This window comes from Pseudescherichia sp. AS216 (assembly GCF_037152055.1).
Taxonomy (GTDB): domain Bacteria; phylum Pseudomonadota; class Gammaproteobacteria; order Enterobacterales; family Enterobacteriaceae; genus Pseudescherichia.
Window position 1 is genome coordinate 941120 of record NZ_JBBCMV010000001.1, and the last position, 15865, is coordinate 956984.

At 52.6% G+C, this 15865-nt stretch carries 9 protein-coding genes, 1 other RNA gene and 1 CRISPR repeat array; of the genes, 8 read left to right on the plus strand and 2 right to left on the minus strand.

The window, feature by feature from the left end:
- Window positions 1-168: 168 nt before the first annotated feature.
- Entirely contained in the window at window positions 169-1188 is a 1020-nt protein-coding gene (locus WFN61_RS04655) for an MFS transporter (RefSeq protein WP_144812069.1), read from the plus strand.
- 89 nt (window positions 1189-1277) lie between these two features.
- Here WFN61_RS04655 and rprA read toward each other — a convergent pair.
- Together rprA and ydiK are read right to left on the minus strand one after the other, a co-directional pair.
- Window positions 1278-1385, minus strand: an RNA gene (gene rprA / locus WFN61_RS04660) — antisense sRNA RprA.
- 194 nt (window positions 1386-1579) lie between these two features.
- A complete protein-coding gene (gene ydiK / locus WFN61_RS04665; RefSeq protein ID WP_312634035.1) occupies window positions 1580-2704 on the minus strand; it encodes an AI-2E family transporter YdiK in 1125 nt (374 codons plus the stop codon).
- A gap of 205 nt (window positions 2705-2909) precedes the next feature.
- Between ydiK and ydiJ the strand changes: the two genes are divergently transcribed.
- From ydiJ to csy2, 7 genes are all read left to right on the plus strand, one after another.
- Window positions 2910-5966, plus strand: coding sequence for a D-2-hydroxyglutarate dehydrogenase YdiJ (ydiJ, locus tag WFN61_RS04670; protein ID WP_312274781.1), 3057 nt, complete (start codon window positions 2910-2912; stop codon window positions 5964-5966).
- Window positions 5963-6373: a 1,4-dihydroxy-2-naphthoyl-CoA hydrolase gene (gene menI, locus WFN61_RS04675; RefSeq protein ID WP_312273793.1), complete on the plus strand. Its 411-nt coding sequence runs from the start codon at window positions 5963-5965 to the stop codon at window positions 6371-6373. Before ydiJ ends, menI begins: the two co-directional genes overlap by 4 nt.
- Before the next feature lie 186 nt (window positions 6374-6559).
- Window positions 6560-7474 carry a kdo(2)-lipid IV(A) palmitoleoyltransferase gene (lpxP, locus tag WFN61_RS04680; protein WP_144812057.1) on the plus strand — a complete coding sequence of 305 codons (915 nt, stop codon included), beginning with the start codon at window positions 6560-6562 and terminating at the stop codon, window positions 7472-7474.
- A 179-nt stretch (window positions 7475-7653) separates the two neighbouring features.
- Window positions 7654-9061: direct repeats of the CRISPR family, unit length 28 nt; unit sequence GTTCACTGCCGCACAGGCAGCTTAGAAA.
- Window positions 9062-9360: 299 nt separating this feature from the next.
- Window positions 9361-10326 (plus strand): type I-F CRISPR-associated endonuclease Cas1f, encoded by a 966-nt coding sequence (cas1f, locus tag WFN61_RS04685; RefSeq protein WP_436880846.1) that lies wholly within the window; start codon window positions 9361-9363, stop codon window positions 10324-10326.
- Window positions 10323-13568 carry a type I-F CRISPR-associated helicase Cas3f gene (cas3f, locus tag WFN61_RS04690; RefSeq protein WP_337037937.1) on the plus strand — a complete coding sequence of 1082 codons (3246 nt, stop codon included), beginning with the start codon at window positions 10323-10325 and terminating at the stop codon, window positions 13566-13568. Before cas1f ends, cas3f begins: the two co-directional genes overlap by 4 nt.
- Window positions 13569-13613: 45 nt before the next feature.
- The gene (gene csy1, locus WFN61_RS04695) at window positions 13614-14942 is read left to right on the plus strand and encodes a type I-F CRISPR-associated protein Csy1 (protein WP_312282104.1); all 1329 of its coding nucleotides are present in this window, start codon (window positions 13614-13616) and stop codon (window positions 14940-14942) included.
- Complete coding sequence (gene csy2 / locus WFN61_RS04700) at window positions 14935-15864, plus strand: type I-F CRISPR-associated protein Csy2 (protein WP_144812045.1); 930 nt, start codon at window positions 14935-14937, stop codon at window positions 15862-15864. The genes csy1 and csy2 overlap by 8 nt, the downstream gene beginning before the upstream one ends.
- The last annotated feature ends 1 nt before the right edge of the window (window position 15865 follow it).

Consider the following 15865-nt stretch of genomic DNA (forward strand, 5'->3'; position numbering starts at 1 on the left):
AGATTTTTATTTGGTCGAAAGAATTTCTGCTGATGTGACGACACCTTGGTTTATTTATCCATGCCGAACTACCCTTACAGAGGCTAAAGCTGAAGCCATTCCAGCTCTATTTTTTTTAACCGTCGAAAATTGCGACATAAGCCGTAAGGTTATAAGGGAGAAGAAAAGATGGCCGATCAACATGTACATGTCAGAAACGATTACGATGACGTATATACGCCGGGTAGAGGCGTCCCCCTAAAACGTATTTCCTGGAGTGCAGTGTTTGCCGGCGTCATTATTTCAATGGTGCTCTACTTAATTCTTTCTATTCTTGGCACCGCGATTGGTGCCAGCACTATCGACCCTCTGGAAGAGCAAGATCCGATGGGCGGTATCGGCATGGGCGCGGCCATCTGGACGGGCTTAAGCATGCTGATCGCCATTGCCGCAGGGGCCTATGCCAGCGGCAGGCTGGCACAGCGAGAGGGGGCGTTGCATGGTCTGCTGATGTTTGGCGTCAATACTCTCATTAGCGCCTGGTTCGTCATTATGCTGGCAAATAGCGCGGTCACCGGTGCCATGAATATATTGGGGGCCGGTTTACAGGCGGTAGGCAGTGGCGTCACGGCGGTTGCACCGTCGGTTAAGGATATGGCGAAAGAGAAACTCGCAGAGAACAATATTAACCTCGATAGTTTACAAGATGAGCTTGAAACAACGCTGCGACAGACCGGGAAACCGGAGCTGCAGCCAGAGGCGCTGCAAAATCAGGCGCAGAATGAAGCGAATAATGCTCAGAACCAGGCGGCAGCAACGGCTAACACGCCGCAGACGGCTGATACCGATGTCGCCGGTTTTATTAAAGGCTTAATCGACAGAAATCAGAGTACCTTCCAGGCAGCCGACCGCGAAGCGCTGAAAAATATTATTCAGGCGCGTACCGGTAAATCTGATGCCGAAGCGGAACAGATTGTTGCCCAGACGGAAAAGAGCTATCAGGAAGCGCGGGCGAAATTTGACGAGCTGAAAGCGCAGGCCGAGCAAAAAGCCCGTGAAGCGGGTGAGAAAGCGGCAGCTGCGACGGCTAAAGCCAGCTGGTTCACCTTCTTTATGCTGCTGATTGAAGCGGTACTGGCCGGTGCTATGGGTATGGTAGGACGTCGTACTCAGCCGCGTCAGGTAACGGCAAACGAACGTCGCAGATAATATCGATGGTTATTTAAACGTAAAGCCAGGCTTCGGTCTGGCTTTTTTTATGCCTGGTTTCAGCACAATTTTCAGTGGTGGAATTTAGCTTAAAAAAAAGCCCATCGTGGGAGATGGGCAAAGACTACACACAGCAATTCGTTGTTTCACTCAGGGGATTTCCATGCTTATAAATCAAAGCCTTGATTTATAACCGTGACTTAATAGTAGGCATCCCCTAATTTTGAGTCGATCAGATTCGTCTCAATAGTTAATCATAAGTAACGATTTTGCGACAAGTGAAATGAGAGATATAGCGTATATATAGTGGGTTGCACGGTCCGACCAGAAAGGAAATATAAATAATTGATAAGCGTGGCTTAATAGTAAAGCGGGTTTCCCCGCTTACTGGTTATTTATTATGCACTTTATTATGAACTTCGCGCTCGTTCACCTTTTCCAGCAAATTATCGCTAACGTCGCCGGGAGCAGGAACTTCTTTTACCCATGCATCAAAAAGACGCCATGACACGGCGAGCAGAACCGGACCGATAAACAGACCGATCATGCCAAAGGCGATGAGTCCGCCAATGACGCCCGAGAGGATAAGAATTAACGGCAAATCAGCACCCATGCGGATCAGCACCGGACGGATAACGTTATCCAGCGTACCGACTACGCAGCTCCAAACCAGCAGGACCGTGCCCCAGGTCGTATCTCCGCTCCAGTAGAGCCAGATAATGGCAGGAATAAGCACCGGCAACGGACCAATCTGCACGAGGCAGGAGAGGATCATCACCACCGTAAACAGGGTTGGATAGGGCACGCCGCTGATTGCCAGCCCAATGCCGCCCAGCACCGCCTGCACCAGCGCGGTAACCACCACGCCAAGGGCGACGGCGCGGATAGCCTGGGCTGCCAGCAGCACGGCGGTATCGCCCCGCCTGCCGGCGAGACGGGTAGCAAAGTGGCGAATACCCTGAGCGACCCGCTCACCGCGCCAGAACAGCAGGGCGCTGAACAGAAGCATTAGCGCACAGTGCATCATAAAGCGTCCAATGTGCGCTGCCTGTCCGACAAACCAGGTCGTAGTGGCACCCAAATAGGGCCGCACCTTGGCCATAATCGCGCTGCCCCCCATATCCAGCAGGTTATGCCAGCCGAGATAGAGGTTATGGCCTACCAGCGGAATGCTCTTAAGCCAGGCTAAATCCGGCGGCGTCAGGTCGCCGGAGCTAATCGCGCGGATCACCGGGCCGCTGCCGTCAACGAGGCTGTTAACCAGCAGGGCAATCGGAATAACAAATACCAGGATTAAGATCAGCGTCATGCACAGCACCGCCAGGGAGCGACGGCCCGCCAGCACGCGCTGAAAGCGTAAAAACAGCGGCCAGGTCGCAATAACGATAGTCCCCGCCCATGCAAAGCTAAGGATAAAAGGTTGCACTATCCATAAACAGGCAACGATCATAACGGCTAAAAACAGCACCGAGAGCAGGATCTGAGCCACATCCCCGCGCTGACGACTAGTGATCATAAAATCTATCCACCTTTTTTATTCGCCGAACCGTCGGCGCAGCGTTTGATTTATACAAGAGTACGGCTGTGAATTTCAGCGTATTTTGCCCGCGCTATTTTGCCCGTAATTCACATGGGCGTAGCGTAAAAAAATGTGATACAACGATAAATCACAACGCAAACGATACACTTACAACATTAACAGTCAGGCAGGGTCAACGGTAATGATCCCACAGATTTCTCAAGCACCCGGCGTCGTTCAGCTGGTGCTCAATTTTTTGCAGGCACTGGAGCAACAGGGTTTTACAGGTGATACCGCCACGGATTACGCCGACCGGCTGACCATGGCGACCGATAACAGTATTTACCAGCTGCTTCCCGATGCGGTGGTATTCCCCCGTTCTACTGCCGATGTCTCCCTGATCACCCGTCTTGCCGGTGAGGCCCGCTTCCAGTCGCTGGTCTTTACGCCGCGCGGCGGCGGTACGGGCACTAACGGCCAGGCGCTCAACCACGGCATTATTGTCGATCTCTCTCGCTATATGAACCGTATCCTTGAGATCAATCCTGAAGAGGGTTGGGTACGGGTAGAAGCGGGCGTGATCAAGGATCAGCTAAACCAGTTTTTAAAACCGTACGGCTTCTTCTTCGCCCCGGAGCTTTCCACCAGCAACCGCGCCACGCTGGGCGGCATGATCAATACCGACGCCTCCGGGCAGGGCTCGCTGGTCTACGGTAAAACTTCCGACCACGTGCTGGGGGTGCGAGCCGTGCTGCTGGGCGGCGATCTGCTGGATACGCAGCCGGTGTCGCTGGAGCTGGCGCGTACGCTTGGGCAGGCGCAAACGGCACAGGGGCGGATCTATAAAACGGTCTATGACAGCTGCTTCGATAATCGTCAGCTTGTTATCGATAAGTTTCCTAAGCTGAACCGGTTCCTGACCGGGTACGATCTGCGCCACGTTTTCAACGATGAGATGACGACCTTTGATCTTACCCGCATTCTGACCGGTTCGGAGGGCACGCTGGCCTTTATTACCGAGGCGCGGCTGGATATCACGCCGCTGCCGAAGGTGCGTCGGCTGGTCAACGTTAAGTATGACTCCTTTAACTCGGCGCTTCGCAATGCGCCGTTTATGGTTGAGGCGCAGGCGCTGTCGGTTGAGACCGTTGACTCTACGGTGCTTAACCTGGCGCGGGAGGATATTGTCTGGCACTCGGTGCACGATTTAATTACCGATGTGCCGGATAAAACCATGCTGGGGCTGAACATCGTTGAGTTTGCCGGCGATGATGCCGAGCTGATTGACGCGCGGGTCCATGCCCTTTGCCAGCGTCTGGATGAGCTGATCGCTGCTCAGGAGGGCGGAGTGATTGGCTGGCAGGTATGCAGCGAGCTGGCGGGAATTGAGCGTATCTATGCGATGCGTAAAAAAGCGGTCGGCCTGCTGGGAAATGCCAAAGGCGCGGCGAAGCCGATCCCCTTTGCAGAGGATACCTGCGTGCCGCCGGAGCATCTGGCGGACTACATCGTTGAGTTTCGTGCCCTGCTCGACAGCCACGGGCTGAACTACGGCATGTTTGGCCACGTGGATGCGGGGGTGTTGCACGTGCGTCCGGCGCTGGATATGTGCGACCCGCAGCAAGAGATGCTGATGAAAAGGATCTCCGACGAGGTGGTGGCCCTGACGGCGAAGTACGGTGGCCTGCTCTGGGGCGAGCACGGCAAGGGCTTCCGTGCGGAATACAGTCCGGCGTTCTTTGGCGAGCAGCTCTATGGCGAACTGCGCAAAGTTAAGGCCGCGTTCGATCCACAGAACCGACTCAATCCGGGTAAAATCTGCCCGCCTGCGGGCCTCGATGCGCCGATGATGCAGGTCGATGCCGTGAAGCGCGGCACCTTTGACCGGCAGATCCCTGGTAGCGTACGCGCCTCATGGCGTGGCGCGATGGAGTGCAACGGCAACGGGCTGTGCTTTAACTTTGATGCCAAAAGCCCAATGTGCCCGTCGATGAAAATCACCAGCAACCGCATCCACTCTCCTAAAGGCCGGGCCACGCTGGTACGCGAATGGCTGCGGCTGCTGGCGGATCGTGGTATCGATCCCATCAAGTTAGAGAAGGAGCTGCCGGGAAAACGCGCCAGTCTGCGAGGCCTGATCGAGCGTACCCGCAACAGCTGGCATGCCCGCCACGGTGAGTATGACTTCTCGCATGAGGTGAAAGAGGCGATGTCCGGCTGTCTGGCGTGCAAAGCCTGCTCTACCCAGTGCCCGATTAAAATTGACGTGCCGGAGTTTCGCTCGCGCTTCCTGCAGCTTTATCACACTCGCTATCTGCGCCCGCTCAGCGACCACGTTATCGCCAGCGTCGAGAGCTATGCGCCGCTGATGGCCCGAGCGCCGAAAACCTTTAACTTCTTTATGAGCCAGCCCTGGGTGCGATCCCTGTCCGCTACCCATATTGGGATGGTGGATCTGCCTCTGCTGTCGGTGCCTTCCCTGCAACAGCAGATGGTGGGTCACCGCTCGGCAAACATGACGCTCGACGAGCTGGAGCAGCTTAGCGAGGAGGAGCGAGCTAAAACGGTGCTGGTGGTGCAGGATCCCTTTACCAGCTACTACGACGCGCAGGTGGTGAGCGATTTTGTCCGTCTGGTTGAGAGGCTGGGCTACCAGCCGGTAGTGCTGCCGTTCTCCCCAAACGGTAAGGCGCAGCATATCAAAGGCTTCCTGACGCGCTTTGCAAAAACGGCGCAGAAAACCTCTGACTTCCTCACGCGCGTGGCGCAGCTGGGCATGCCGATGGTGGGCGTTGATCCAGCGCTGGTGCTCTGTTATCGCGATGAGTACAAGCAGACGTTAGGTGACAAGCGGGGAGAGTTTAACGTTCAGCTGGTGCACGAGTGGCTGCCCGCCGCATTGGCCTCTCATGAAGAGCGGATCCCAGGCGGCGAGGCATGGTATCTGTTTGGCCACTGCACGGAGGTGACCGCGCTGCCGGGTGCGCCTGCACAGTGGGCAACAATTTTTGCACGCTTTGGCGCTAAGCTTGAAAACGTCAGCGTCGGCTGCTGCGGGATGGCCGGTACCTACGGCCACGAGATGAAAAATCACGCTAACTCGCTGGGCATTTACGAGCTGTCCTGGCATCAGGCCATGCAGCGCCTGCCGCGTAACCGCTGCCTGGCGACGGGCTACTCCTGTCGCAGCCAGGTGAAACGCATCGAGGGCAGCGGCGTGCGCCATCCGCTACAGGCACTGCTGGAGATAATGGGATGATCTGGAAACGTACGGCTACCCTCGACGCGCTCAACGCGATGGGCGAGGGCAATATGGTAGGGCTGCTGGATATCTGTTTCGAGCGCATCGGTGACGATGTGCTCGAGGCTTCGATGCCCGTCGACGCCCGCACGCATCAGCCCTTTGGCCTGCTGCACGGCGGCGCGTCGGTGGTGCTGGCAGAAACCCTCGGTTCGGTGGCGGGCTATCTCTGCACCGAGGGTGAGCATAGCGTGGTAGGGATTGAGGTCAACGCAAACCATATTCGCGCCGTACGCAGCGGCCGGGTGCGGGGCGTCTGTTCCGCGTTGCACACCGGCGGTCGCCATCAGGTCTGGCAGATTGATATCTTTGATGAGCAAAATCGACTGTGCTGCTCATCGCGGCTGACCACCGCCGTGGTATAAGTTATCGGGTAGACCAAATTTATTAAGTCCGCAAGGTGATTATTTAAAATCGTGGTACACTAGGCGCTATTGAATCTCCTGAGAAAGACGGTGTCCAATCAGGAGACGTAACGCTGAATGACCTAATGAAGGGATTCGTTGTTTCCTAAAGCGCTACTTATTATAAGCTTAAAAGGTAACAACGTTATGATCGCTTCATTTAAACTCGCTTTTCTTCATCCCCGTCACTGGTTGACCTGGTTTGGTCTTGCCATTCTGTGGCTTCTGGTTCAACTGCCTTATCCTGTCCTTCACCGCTTCGGTACTGGCCTTGGCCGCATCGCGCGTCCGTTTTTAAAGCGGCGGGAAAGCATTGCCCAGCGCAACCTTGAGCTCTGTTTCCCTGAGATGACGCCCGCTCTACGCGAAACGCTCATCAACCGAAACTTCATGTCATTAGGCATGGGGCTGATCGAGACCGGTATGGCCTGGTTCTGGTCGGACAAGCGCGTACGCCGCTGGTTCGACGTGGAAGGCTATCAGAATCTGGTTGAAGCCCAGACTAAACACCACGGTGTGATGGTCGTTGGCGTGCACTTTATGTCGCTGGAGCTGGGCGGTCGCGTCATGGGGCTGTGCCAGCCGATGATGGCCACCTATCGCCAGCACAACAGCCCGGTGATGGAGTGGGTGCAGACCCGGGGACGTATGCGCTCGAACAAATCGATGATCGACCGTCGTAACCTGAAGGGGCTGGTCAGCGCGCTGCGAAAAGGTGAAGCAGTGTGGTTTGCGCCGGATCAGGACTATGGCCGCAAAGGCAGCACCTTTGCGCCGTTCTTCTCCGTTAACGCCGCTACGACTAACGGCACCTATGTGCTGTCCCGCCTTTCAGGCTCGGCGATGCTGACGGTAACGATGATTCGTAAACCGGATGGCTCCGGCTACCAGCTGCATATCGGCAAGGCGTTAACCGACTATCCGGTAGAAAATGAGTTTGAAGCCGCCAGCTATATGAACCGGGTGATCGAGCGGGAAATTATGCGCGCCCCCGAGCAGTATCTGTGGATCCATCGCCGCTTTAAAACCCGCCCTATGGGCGAAGCCTCGCTCTATCTTTGATCTTCTACATCTTCTGAAAACTGCCTGCTGATGCGGGCGGTTTATTCAAAACCCTTTTATTTATCCCTTTCTTAAGTAATTGATTTTGTGAGATCGATGGACCTTCAGGAAAAAAGGGTAAAATCGCATTTATAAGCCTTTTTTACAGCAATTCAATGAGCTAGAGTAAAGCGGCTCTTGTTCACTGCCGCACAGGCAGCTTAGAAATGACTCATTTACAGGGGTCGGCGACGGTCTAAGTTCACTGCCGCACAGGCAGCTTAGAAATGCAACAACCGCGCAACCTCCCCCATATTGTGGTTCACTGCCGCACAGGCAGCTTAGAAATGCTGGTGGCGCGATTACTCCTGCCGAAAAATGTTCACTGCCGCACAGGCAGCTTAGAAAGTGCTCAGCGTCAGCAATTTCTCAACTGTAGGGTTCACTGCCGCACAGGCAGCTTAGAAATCGCTGAATGCTCAGGAAATGCTCTTAAAATAGTTCACTGCCGCACAGGCAGCTTAGAAAAAAATCATTATCGTAGTTAATAATTGCGCAACGTTCACTGCCGCACAGGCAGCTTAGAAAAGCCAGGGTGAAGAACCCTTCGTGCTCACTTTGTTCACTGCCGCACAGGCAGCTTAGAAACAACAGTTGCATCAGTAACGTCAATCGCGACGGTTCACTGCCGCACAGGCAGCTTAGAAATCTGTAATGTCGCCAATTTTATCCCCAACCGTGTTCACTGCCGCACAGGCAGCTTAGAAAATCGGGTAGTGTTTCGTTGGGCGGCGGATCTGGTTCACTGCCGCACAGGCAGCTTAGAAATATTAACCTCGCAACATTTATCCCGTAGTAATGTTCACTGCCGCACAGGCAGCTTAGAAATCCAACGCATTGCCAGAGCATTACGACGAACCGTTCACTGCCGCACAGGCAGCTTAGAAACAGCGCCGCAGGAGCCGCCAAAGAGCGGAGAGGTTCACTGCCGCACAGGCAGCTTAGAAAAACACCCAAAACAGCGGATGCCGGACCGGTTAGTTCACTGCCGCACAGGCAGCTTAGAAAATCGGTAAAAAACGAGTTCAAAATCAGAAACAGTTCACTGCCGCACAGGCAGCTTAGAAATAACTCCAGAGAAACGAAAATCTCTGCTGGCCGTTCACTGCCGCACAGGCAGCTTAGAAAGTGGGTGTGGGTGATCGAGTTCCGCCGGGTTGGTTCACTGCCGCACAGGCAGCTTAGAAATGAGCTCCGCAAACCTGAGCTACGCAAACTTGGTTCATTGCCGCACAGGCAACTTAGAAATGGTGCGCTCAGTTTGGCATGGCGCTAACCTGGTTCACTGCCGCACAGGCAGCTTAGAAAGAGTTAAACAGTTATGAATTAAACGGCGTTAAGTTCACTGCCGCACAGGCAGCTTAGAAATTATCAGCCTCACGCTCTGCAAGCAGTTCGAGGTTCACTGCCGCACAGGCAGCTTAGAAACCGCCGGTGCAGCCTGTCGTGGTGCCAGATGCGTCCACTGCCGCACAGGCAGCTTAGAGATTACAGCGTCCCGCATCGGTGTGGCGGCTGTAGTTCACTGCTGTACGGGCAGCTGAGAAATATTCCCCTGTCTCAAGAGTAATGCCAGCGACATTTACTTCCGCACAGACAACCTATAAAGAAAGGTAACTAAATAAAACAATGTGGTTAGAGTTCCACGCTATTCAGAAAGGTTTGACGATGCATAAACGGGCTAAATAAAATTCGCTGTCGTGCTGAGGGTTAATATACATTCAACACTGTTTTTACGTTCATACAAACAATGATATATGGCATCTATTATAATCGCTGCTTTATTATGGTTATATAATTTATGTCTATCATTCGCTAACGAAGGTCGTGGAATGCCAGCAACTATTATGCCGTCAGATTTAAAAACAATCCTGCATTCTAAGCGGGCAGATATTTACTATTTGCAATACTGCCGAGTGCTGGTGAATGGCGGTCGCGTAGAGTATGTGACGGATGAGGGCAAAGCATCTTTATACTGGAACATCCCTATTGCGAATACGACCGTTATTATGCTGGGCACGGGTACATCTATCACGCAGGCTGCGATGCGCGAGTTCGCCAGAGCTGGGGTACTGGTGGGTTTTTGTGGCGGGGGTGGCACGCCGCTGTATGCGGGTAATGAAGTGGATATTGATGTCTCCTGGCTAACGCCGCAAAGCGAATATCGTCCGACTGAATATCTTCAGGGCTGGGTATCATTCTGGTTTAATGAAGATAAACGCCTGGCAGCGGCGAAACAATTCCAGCAAATTCGTATCGATCAAATAGAGCGTCATTGGTTAAGCGCCAGAATGCAGCGTGAAAATTACTTTAGCGTTAGCGCAAACATGTTAGGGGAGCAACTTCTCCGTTTTCGCAACGGGATAGCGGTAGCAACCTCTCAGAATGAAGTTATGCTGCAGGAAGCGCATCTCACTAAAATGCTTTATAAATTAGCAAGTCAGGCAGCACAGTATGGTGAATTCAGTCGAGCAAAACGGGGTGGCGGTAGCGATCCCGCTAATCGATTTCTCGACCATGGCAACTATCTTGCCTATGGGATGGCTGCTGTCGCAACGTGGGTGACGGGTATTCCTCAAAGTTTAGCGGTACTGCACGGAAAAACACGACGCGGTGGCTTAGTTTTCGATCTGGCAGATCTTATCAAAGATGCGTTGGTATTGCCTCAGGCATTTATCGCTGCCATGTCCGGCGAGGATGAACAGGCATTTCGTCAGCGTTGTATAACGGGATTTCAGCAAGCGAAGGCGCTAGATCTCTTAATTACGTCCATGCAGAACACAGCGCTTAACAATAGTTGTGTTGTCGTATGAATATATTGCTGATTTCCCAGTGTAGCAAAAAGGCACGTGAGCAAACCTGTCATATTTTAGATCAGTTCGCTGAACGGAAGGGCGATGCCAGCTGGCAAACCGCCATCACTCTGGAGGGGCTTGAAACACTGCGTCGTTTACTGCGGAAAACAGCCCGCAAAAATACGGCCGTTGCCTGTCATTGGATTAAACAGAGTGGGCAGAACGAACTCTTATGGATCGTAGGTAATATTCGGCGCTTTAATTCTACGGGCGCGGTTCCAACTAATAAAACCTCGCGTGATATTTTGCGCAATCAGCACGAATTAGCATGGCGTAGCGCAGAGTCGAGCGCAGTTCTTGCAGCTATTGCGGGACTATTCCATGATTTTGGTAAGAGTGGAAAATTATTTCAGCTAACGATCAACGGCAAAGGTAAAAAAAGATTTCAGCCCTTTCGTCACGAGTGGATTTCAGTTCGCCTGTTTCAGGCATTCGTTGGTGAACAAAGCGATGCACAGTGGTTAGTACGCCTGGGGACTCTAACGACCCAGGATGAGACGCTCATGCTTGAGCGGCTGAAAAAGGATACTGCATCGTGGTCTGATAGCCCGTTTCTCTCTTTACCGCCGCTGGGTCAATCTATCGCCTGGCTTATTCTTTCGCACCATCGGTTGCCGCAATATTTGGGTGAGAACGATCCTTCGCTACAGGCGGGAAAAAACTGGCTAACGCATCAGCTCAATACGCTATGGAGTGCAAAAAATCATCTTAACAGCGACTGGTGCACCGATGATTTTAAATGGGTATGGACTTTCCCGCACGGGACGCCATTACGCAGCAAAACATGGCGGGAAAAGGCGCGTCAGCTTGCGAAGCGCGCTCTACATGCGGTTTCAGTGCATGAATTCGGAGTATTATCCAATACCTTTACTGTCCACCTGGCTCGCCTCAGTCTCATGCTTTCCGACCATCACTACTCGGCAAGCGAAGCTACCCAGGCCTGGCAGGATCCTACTTTAGCTCTGTGGGCTAATACCGATCGTACAACGGGCCAGCTCAAGCAAAAGCTAGATGAGCATAACGTCGGTGTGGCCCATCATGCGCTTTTACTCGGCCGCACATTGCCTCTGTTGCGCCATCAGCTTCCAGCTATTACTCGTCATAAAGGTTTCCGTGAGCGCGCTACCGGAGAGCGCTTTCGCTGGCAAAACCGTGCATGGGATCTCGCGCTGAGCCTGCGTGATGCTTCGCAACAACAGGGCTTTTTTGGCATCAATATGGCATCTACAGGCTGCGGAAAGACGCTGGCCAATGCCAGAATCATGTACGCGCTGGCGCAGGAGCAGCAGGGGTGCCGCTTTACCGTTGCACTTGGTCTGCGCACATTAACTCTACAAACTGGCTCAGCATTAAAAAAACGACTCGGCCTTGGAGAGGACGATCTTGCGGTACTGGTGGGATCGAATGCGGTCAGAGAGCTTTATACAGAGTCGGTACCGGATGAAAACAGTAGTAGCGCCGAGGATTTTTTCGAACAGCACCAGTATGTCCATTACGACGGGGTAGTGAGCACCGGACCTTTGCGCCACCTTTTCGAGCGCGATAACAAGCTCAGCAAACTCATTAATGCTCCCGTGCTGGTAGCCACGATTGACCACCTGATGCCTGCTACGGAAGGTGTGCGCGGAGGACGCCAGATAGCCCCTATGCTGCGTCTACTGACCAGCGATCTGGTGCTTGATGAGCCTGATGATTTTGATATTGCCGATCAGCATGCGCTATGTCGACTGGTTAACTGGACAGGTATGTTGGGGGGCCGCGTTCTCCTCTCATCGGCAACGTTGCCTCCTGCATTGGTGCAGGCACTTTTTGCTGCATACTGCACGGGCCGTAACGCATGGAAACTCGCCTGTGGTGAACCAGGCGCATCTCTGAACGTTTGCTGCGCATGGTTTGATGAAGATGACGCTTGTTCTGGCGAGTTTAGTGTTGCAGCTGACTTCTATGATGCGCATTGTCGCTTTGCTCAACGGCGGGCAATGCGTTTGCCGGATAAGCCTGTTCTGCGGCGGGCTCAAATAGCCTCTGTTACGTCATCGTCGGCAGATGCCGGTTCAGTCATCACTGCTTATGCCGACACGCTGCATCATGAAATAATCAATCTGCACAATTTGCATCAACAGTGTGATGCGAAAGGACACTGCATCTCGTTCGGTCTGGTGCGTATGGCTAATATAGTGCCGCTCGTTGCCGTCGCTAAAAAGCTCATGAGTACACCCTCACCAGAGGGATATCATATCCATTACTGCGTTTACCATAGCCAGCATCCGTTAGCGATACGTGCATATATTGAGCAACGACTTGATTCAGCTTTCACCCGGCATGATCCGCAGATTGTCTGGCATTTACCCGAGGTCAAGCAAGCCCTGAGGCAGGGAGAAGCAAAACATCATCTCTTTGTTGTTCTCGCGACCTCCGTAGTTGAAGTGGGCCGTGACTGGGATGCGGACTGGGGAATAATTGAACCCTCATCAATGCGTTCGCTTATCCAGTTTGCTGGCAGGATACAGCGCCACCGACAAAAGCAGCCCGAAAGCCCCAATATGCTGATCCTAAATAAAAACATTCGCGCCTTGCGTGAACGCTCACCTGCATATTGTCAGCCAGGATTTGAATCTGCCCGCTTTCTGCTTTCTAGTCACGACCTTACAGAAATTCTACATCCGGATTGCTATCAACTTATTAACGCCATCCCCCGCATTCTGGATAGTCAGGTCGCCTGTAAAAAAAATCAACGTTTCGACAGTTTGGTTAGCCTTGAGCATGCTCGGCTTTGGGAAGAGCTATTAGGACGTAGTGAGGATTATCCCGTTGCGGCGCAGTGGTGGCGTCTGCCGCTGCAGTGGAGTGGAGAGCTACAGCGCCGTACCCCATTTCGTCGGTCTCAGAATGAAAGTCAATTTTTCCTCTATATGCAGGACGACGTTGATGAACCACGTTTTATGGCACGCGACGACGGTGCCGTAGGCTGGAAGGATCCTGGGGTGTTCCGTTTTTATCCGCTTGAGCAGGCGAAAGGCGTTTGGCCGTGGATTGATATTGATTATGCCAGGGTGATGCGCGGTCTGGCCGAGTCGACGAATCACGCATTGAGTAGGGTATCTGAGCGATTCGGTGAAATAAACCTGCGTAGCAATGTTACCGCCGGAGAAGTGTGGTTTTGGCATCCTCTATTAGGTGTCTTCCATGCTCTTTCATAGCGGTACGACATCAACTAGTTCTAAGCCATATAAGGAAAGTGATGAGTGAACGAATTATGTGAATTCATTGAAAACTACATTGCTGGACGACGACAAGCGAAGCTGGAAAGCGTTGACAAAGCAGGGGCAAAAAGTCTGGCCGCAGCAGCAAAAGATGACATAGCCGAGCTGGCGTCGTTGCTTCTACAGGAACGTAGAGAGCTTGAGCAACATTATCAAACCCGAGCCTGGCTTACTGACGCTGCCAGGCGTGCAGGACAGCTTAACTTTGTTACCCATGCGGCGAAATTTACGCATAGTGATTCAAAGAGCAGCAGTATGTTTAGTACAGCAACTGACGGGGAAGGATACCTCTCCACCGCAACGCTAGCGAAGCCCGAGGCAGATGCGGTGGGAAATTCGGCGGCATTGGATATCGCGAAACTGCTGCAAACAGAGTGTGACGGTGACTCATTGTTGAGTTATTTACAACGCGAAGATTACAGTATCCTGGCGTTTTTTGCGGAGAATGAAAGCGAGCTTGCTCATTGGATAGCGGGTTTCTCTTGTGCTTTGGCACCTGGACAGCTCTCATCACATAAGTTAGCCAAACAGATCTTCTTCCCGGTAAGCGATAGTTATCATCTCTTAGGCCCGTTATTTTCCTCTTCTCTTGCTCAGGCTCTGTATCAGAAGTTAGTCGCGCTGCGTTTTGGCGAGGAAGGCCTGGCGGCCAGAAAAGCGCTACGTGAGAAAAGAAGCCATCCTCACCCTGTCATCTCTTTTCCTGACACAGCCGTACTCAATTTTGGTGGTACAAAGCCACAAAATATTTCGGCGCTTAATAGCCGTCGCAGAGGGCGTATGTGGCTTCTGTCCTGCGCAGCGCCGCAGTGGCAAAATCAGGATAGGCCCCCTTATGGTATTAAAACACTTTTCAGTAGAGGAAAACTGGATAGGGCGACGTGGCAAACTCGACGCCAGTTAATCGATCTTTTACTTAGCGCGGGCGACCGGAACACTGAAGCGCTACGGCATAAGCGTAACCGCTATATCGATCAAATAATCGATACCCTTTTCAATATCGCTTCTGATATTCAGCGTCCTGAGTGGAGCGGTTGGACACAGGATAGTGATTGTCAGTTGAGGGCACATCAGCGCCTTTGGCTCGATCCCTGGCGGGCAGAAAAGGACACACAGTTTCAACGCGATCGTGAAAATGGTGACTGGCAGGACGCCATTGCTGAGGATTTTGCGCTGTGGCTAAACGGGCATCTGCGACATGCCGGTTTATTAGTAGGCAAAACGGAGCAGCAGGCGTGGCAAAGCCAACCGCTGTTTCGTTATCGGCTCAGAGAAATGGAACAAGCGTTAAGGAGTTATCGCTATGCGTAACGCGATTATTTTGCCATGGCTGGATGTCGAAAACGCCAATGCGGTCGCCGGGTTAACCTGGGGTTTTCCGGCTATAACCCATTTTCTGGGTTATATGCACGCGCTCTCACGCAAGCTTGAGGTTAGCCACGGGCTACGGCTGGAAGCATGTGGCGTGATTTGCCATCGTTATCAGCTACATGCTTACTCATCCGGACGTGATTATCAGTTTGCATTAACCCGCAACCCGTTAACACGTGAAGGGAAGACAGCCTCGTTTAATGAAGAGGGTCGAATGCATCTTACCGTGTCACTGGTGATGGAGTGTCATGGCGATATTGCCAATGGGGATATTGGCATGCATGAACTTGCCCAGCATCTGCAAACCCTTTGCCAGATGCAAAAGCTCGCGGGCGGTACGATCACCAGTTTGCGTACTGTACAGGTGTGCGCCCTTAGCCAGGTAAAATCAATGCTTTTTGGCCTAATGCCCGGCTTCGCACTGCACGATCGCTCTTCATGGCTCGCAGAACATTTTACAGAGATTAAACGGCACGATCCTGAGAGGGAGATGCTTGATGCATGGCTCGATTTTGCTGGGCTGAAAATGGCCGCAGCTCAAAATACGCAGGGTGAAGATAGAGTGGCCTGGCATTATCAGCCGAAGCCGAAACCAGGGTTTTTGGTGCCGCTCATGATTGGCTGGCAGCGCATATCGCCCCTCTATGAGGCAGGGGCAGTATTACATACTCGTGACAGAGATACTCCGTTTAGCTTTGCAGAAGCGGTTTATGGCATTGGGGAGTGGAGAGGTGTGCACCGTATAAAAAATATCGATGCGCTGCTTTGGCGTTATCACACCACTGACAACGGATATTACTGTCGTAATCATAACTTATCCGACAATGATGATAACAAAGAAAACTATTTTGACACTTTTTAAG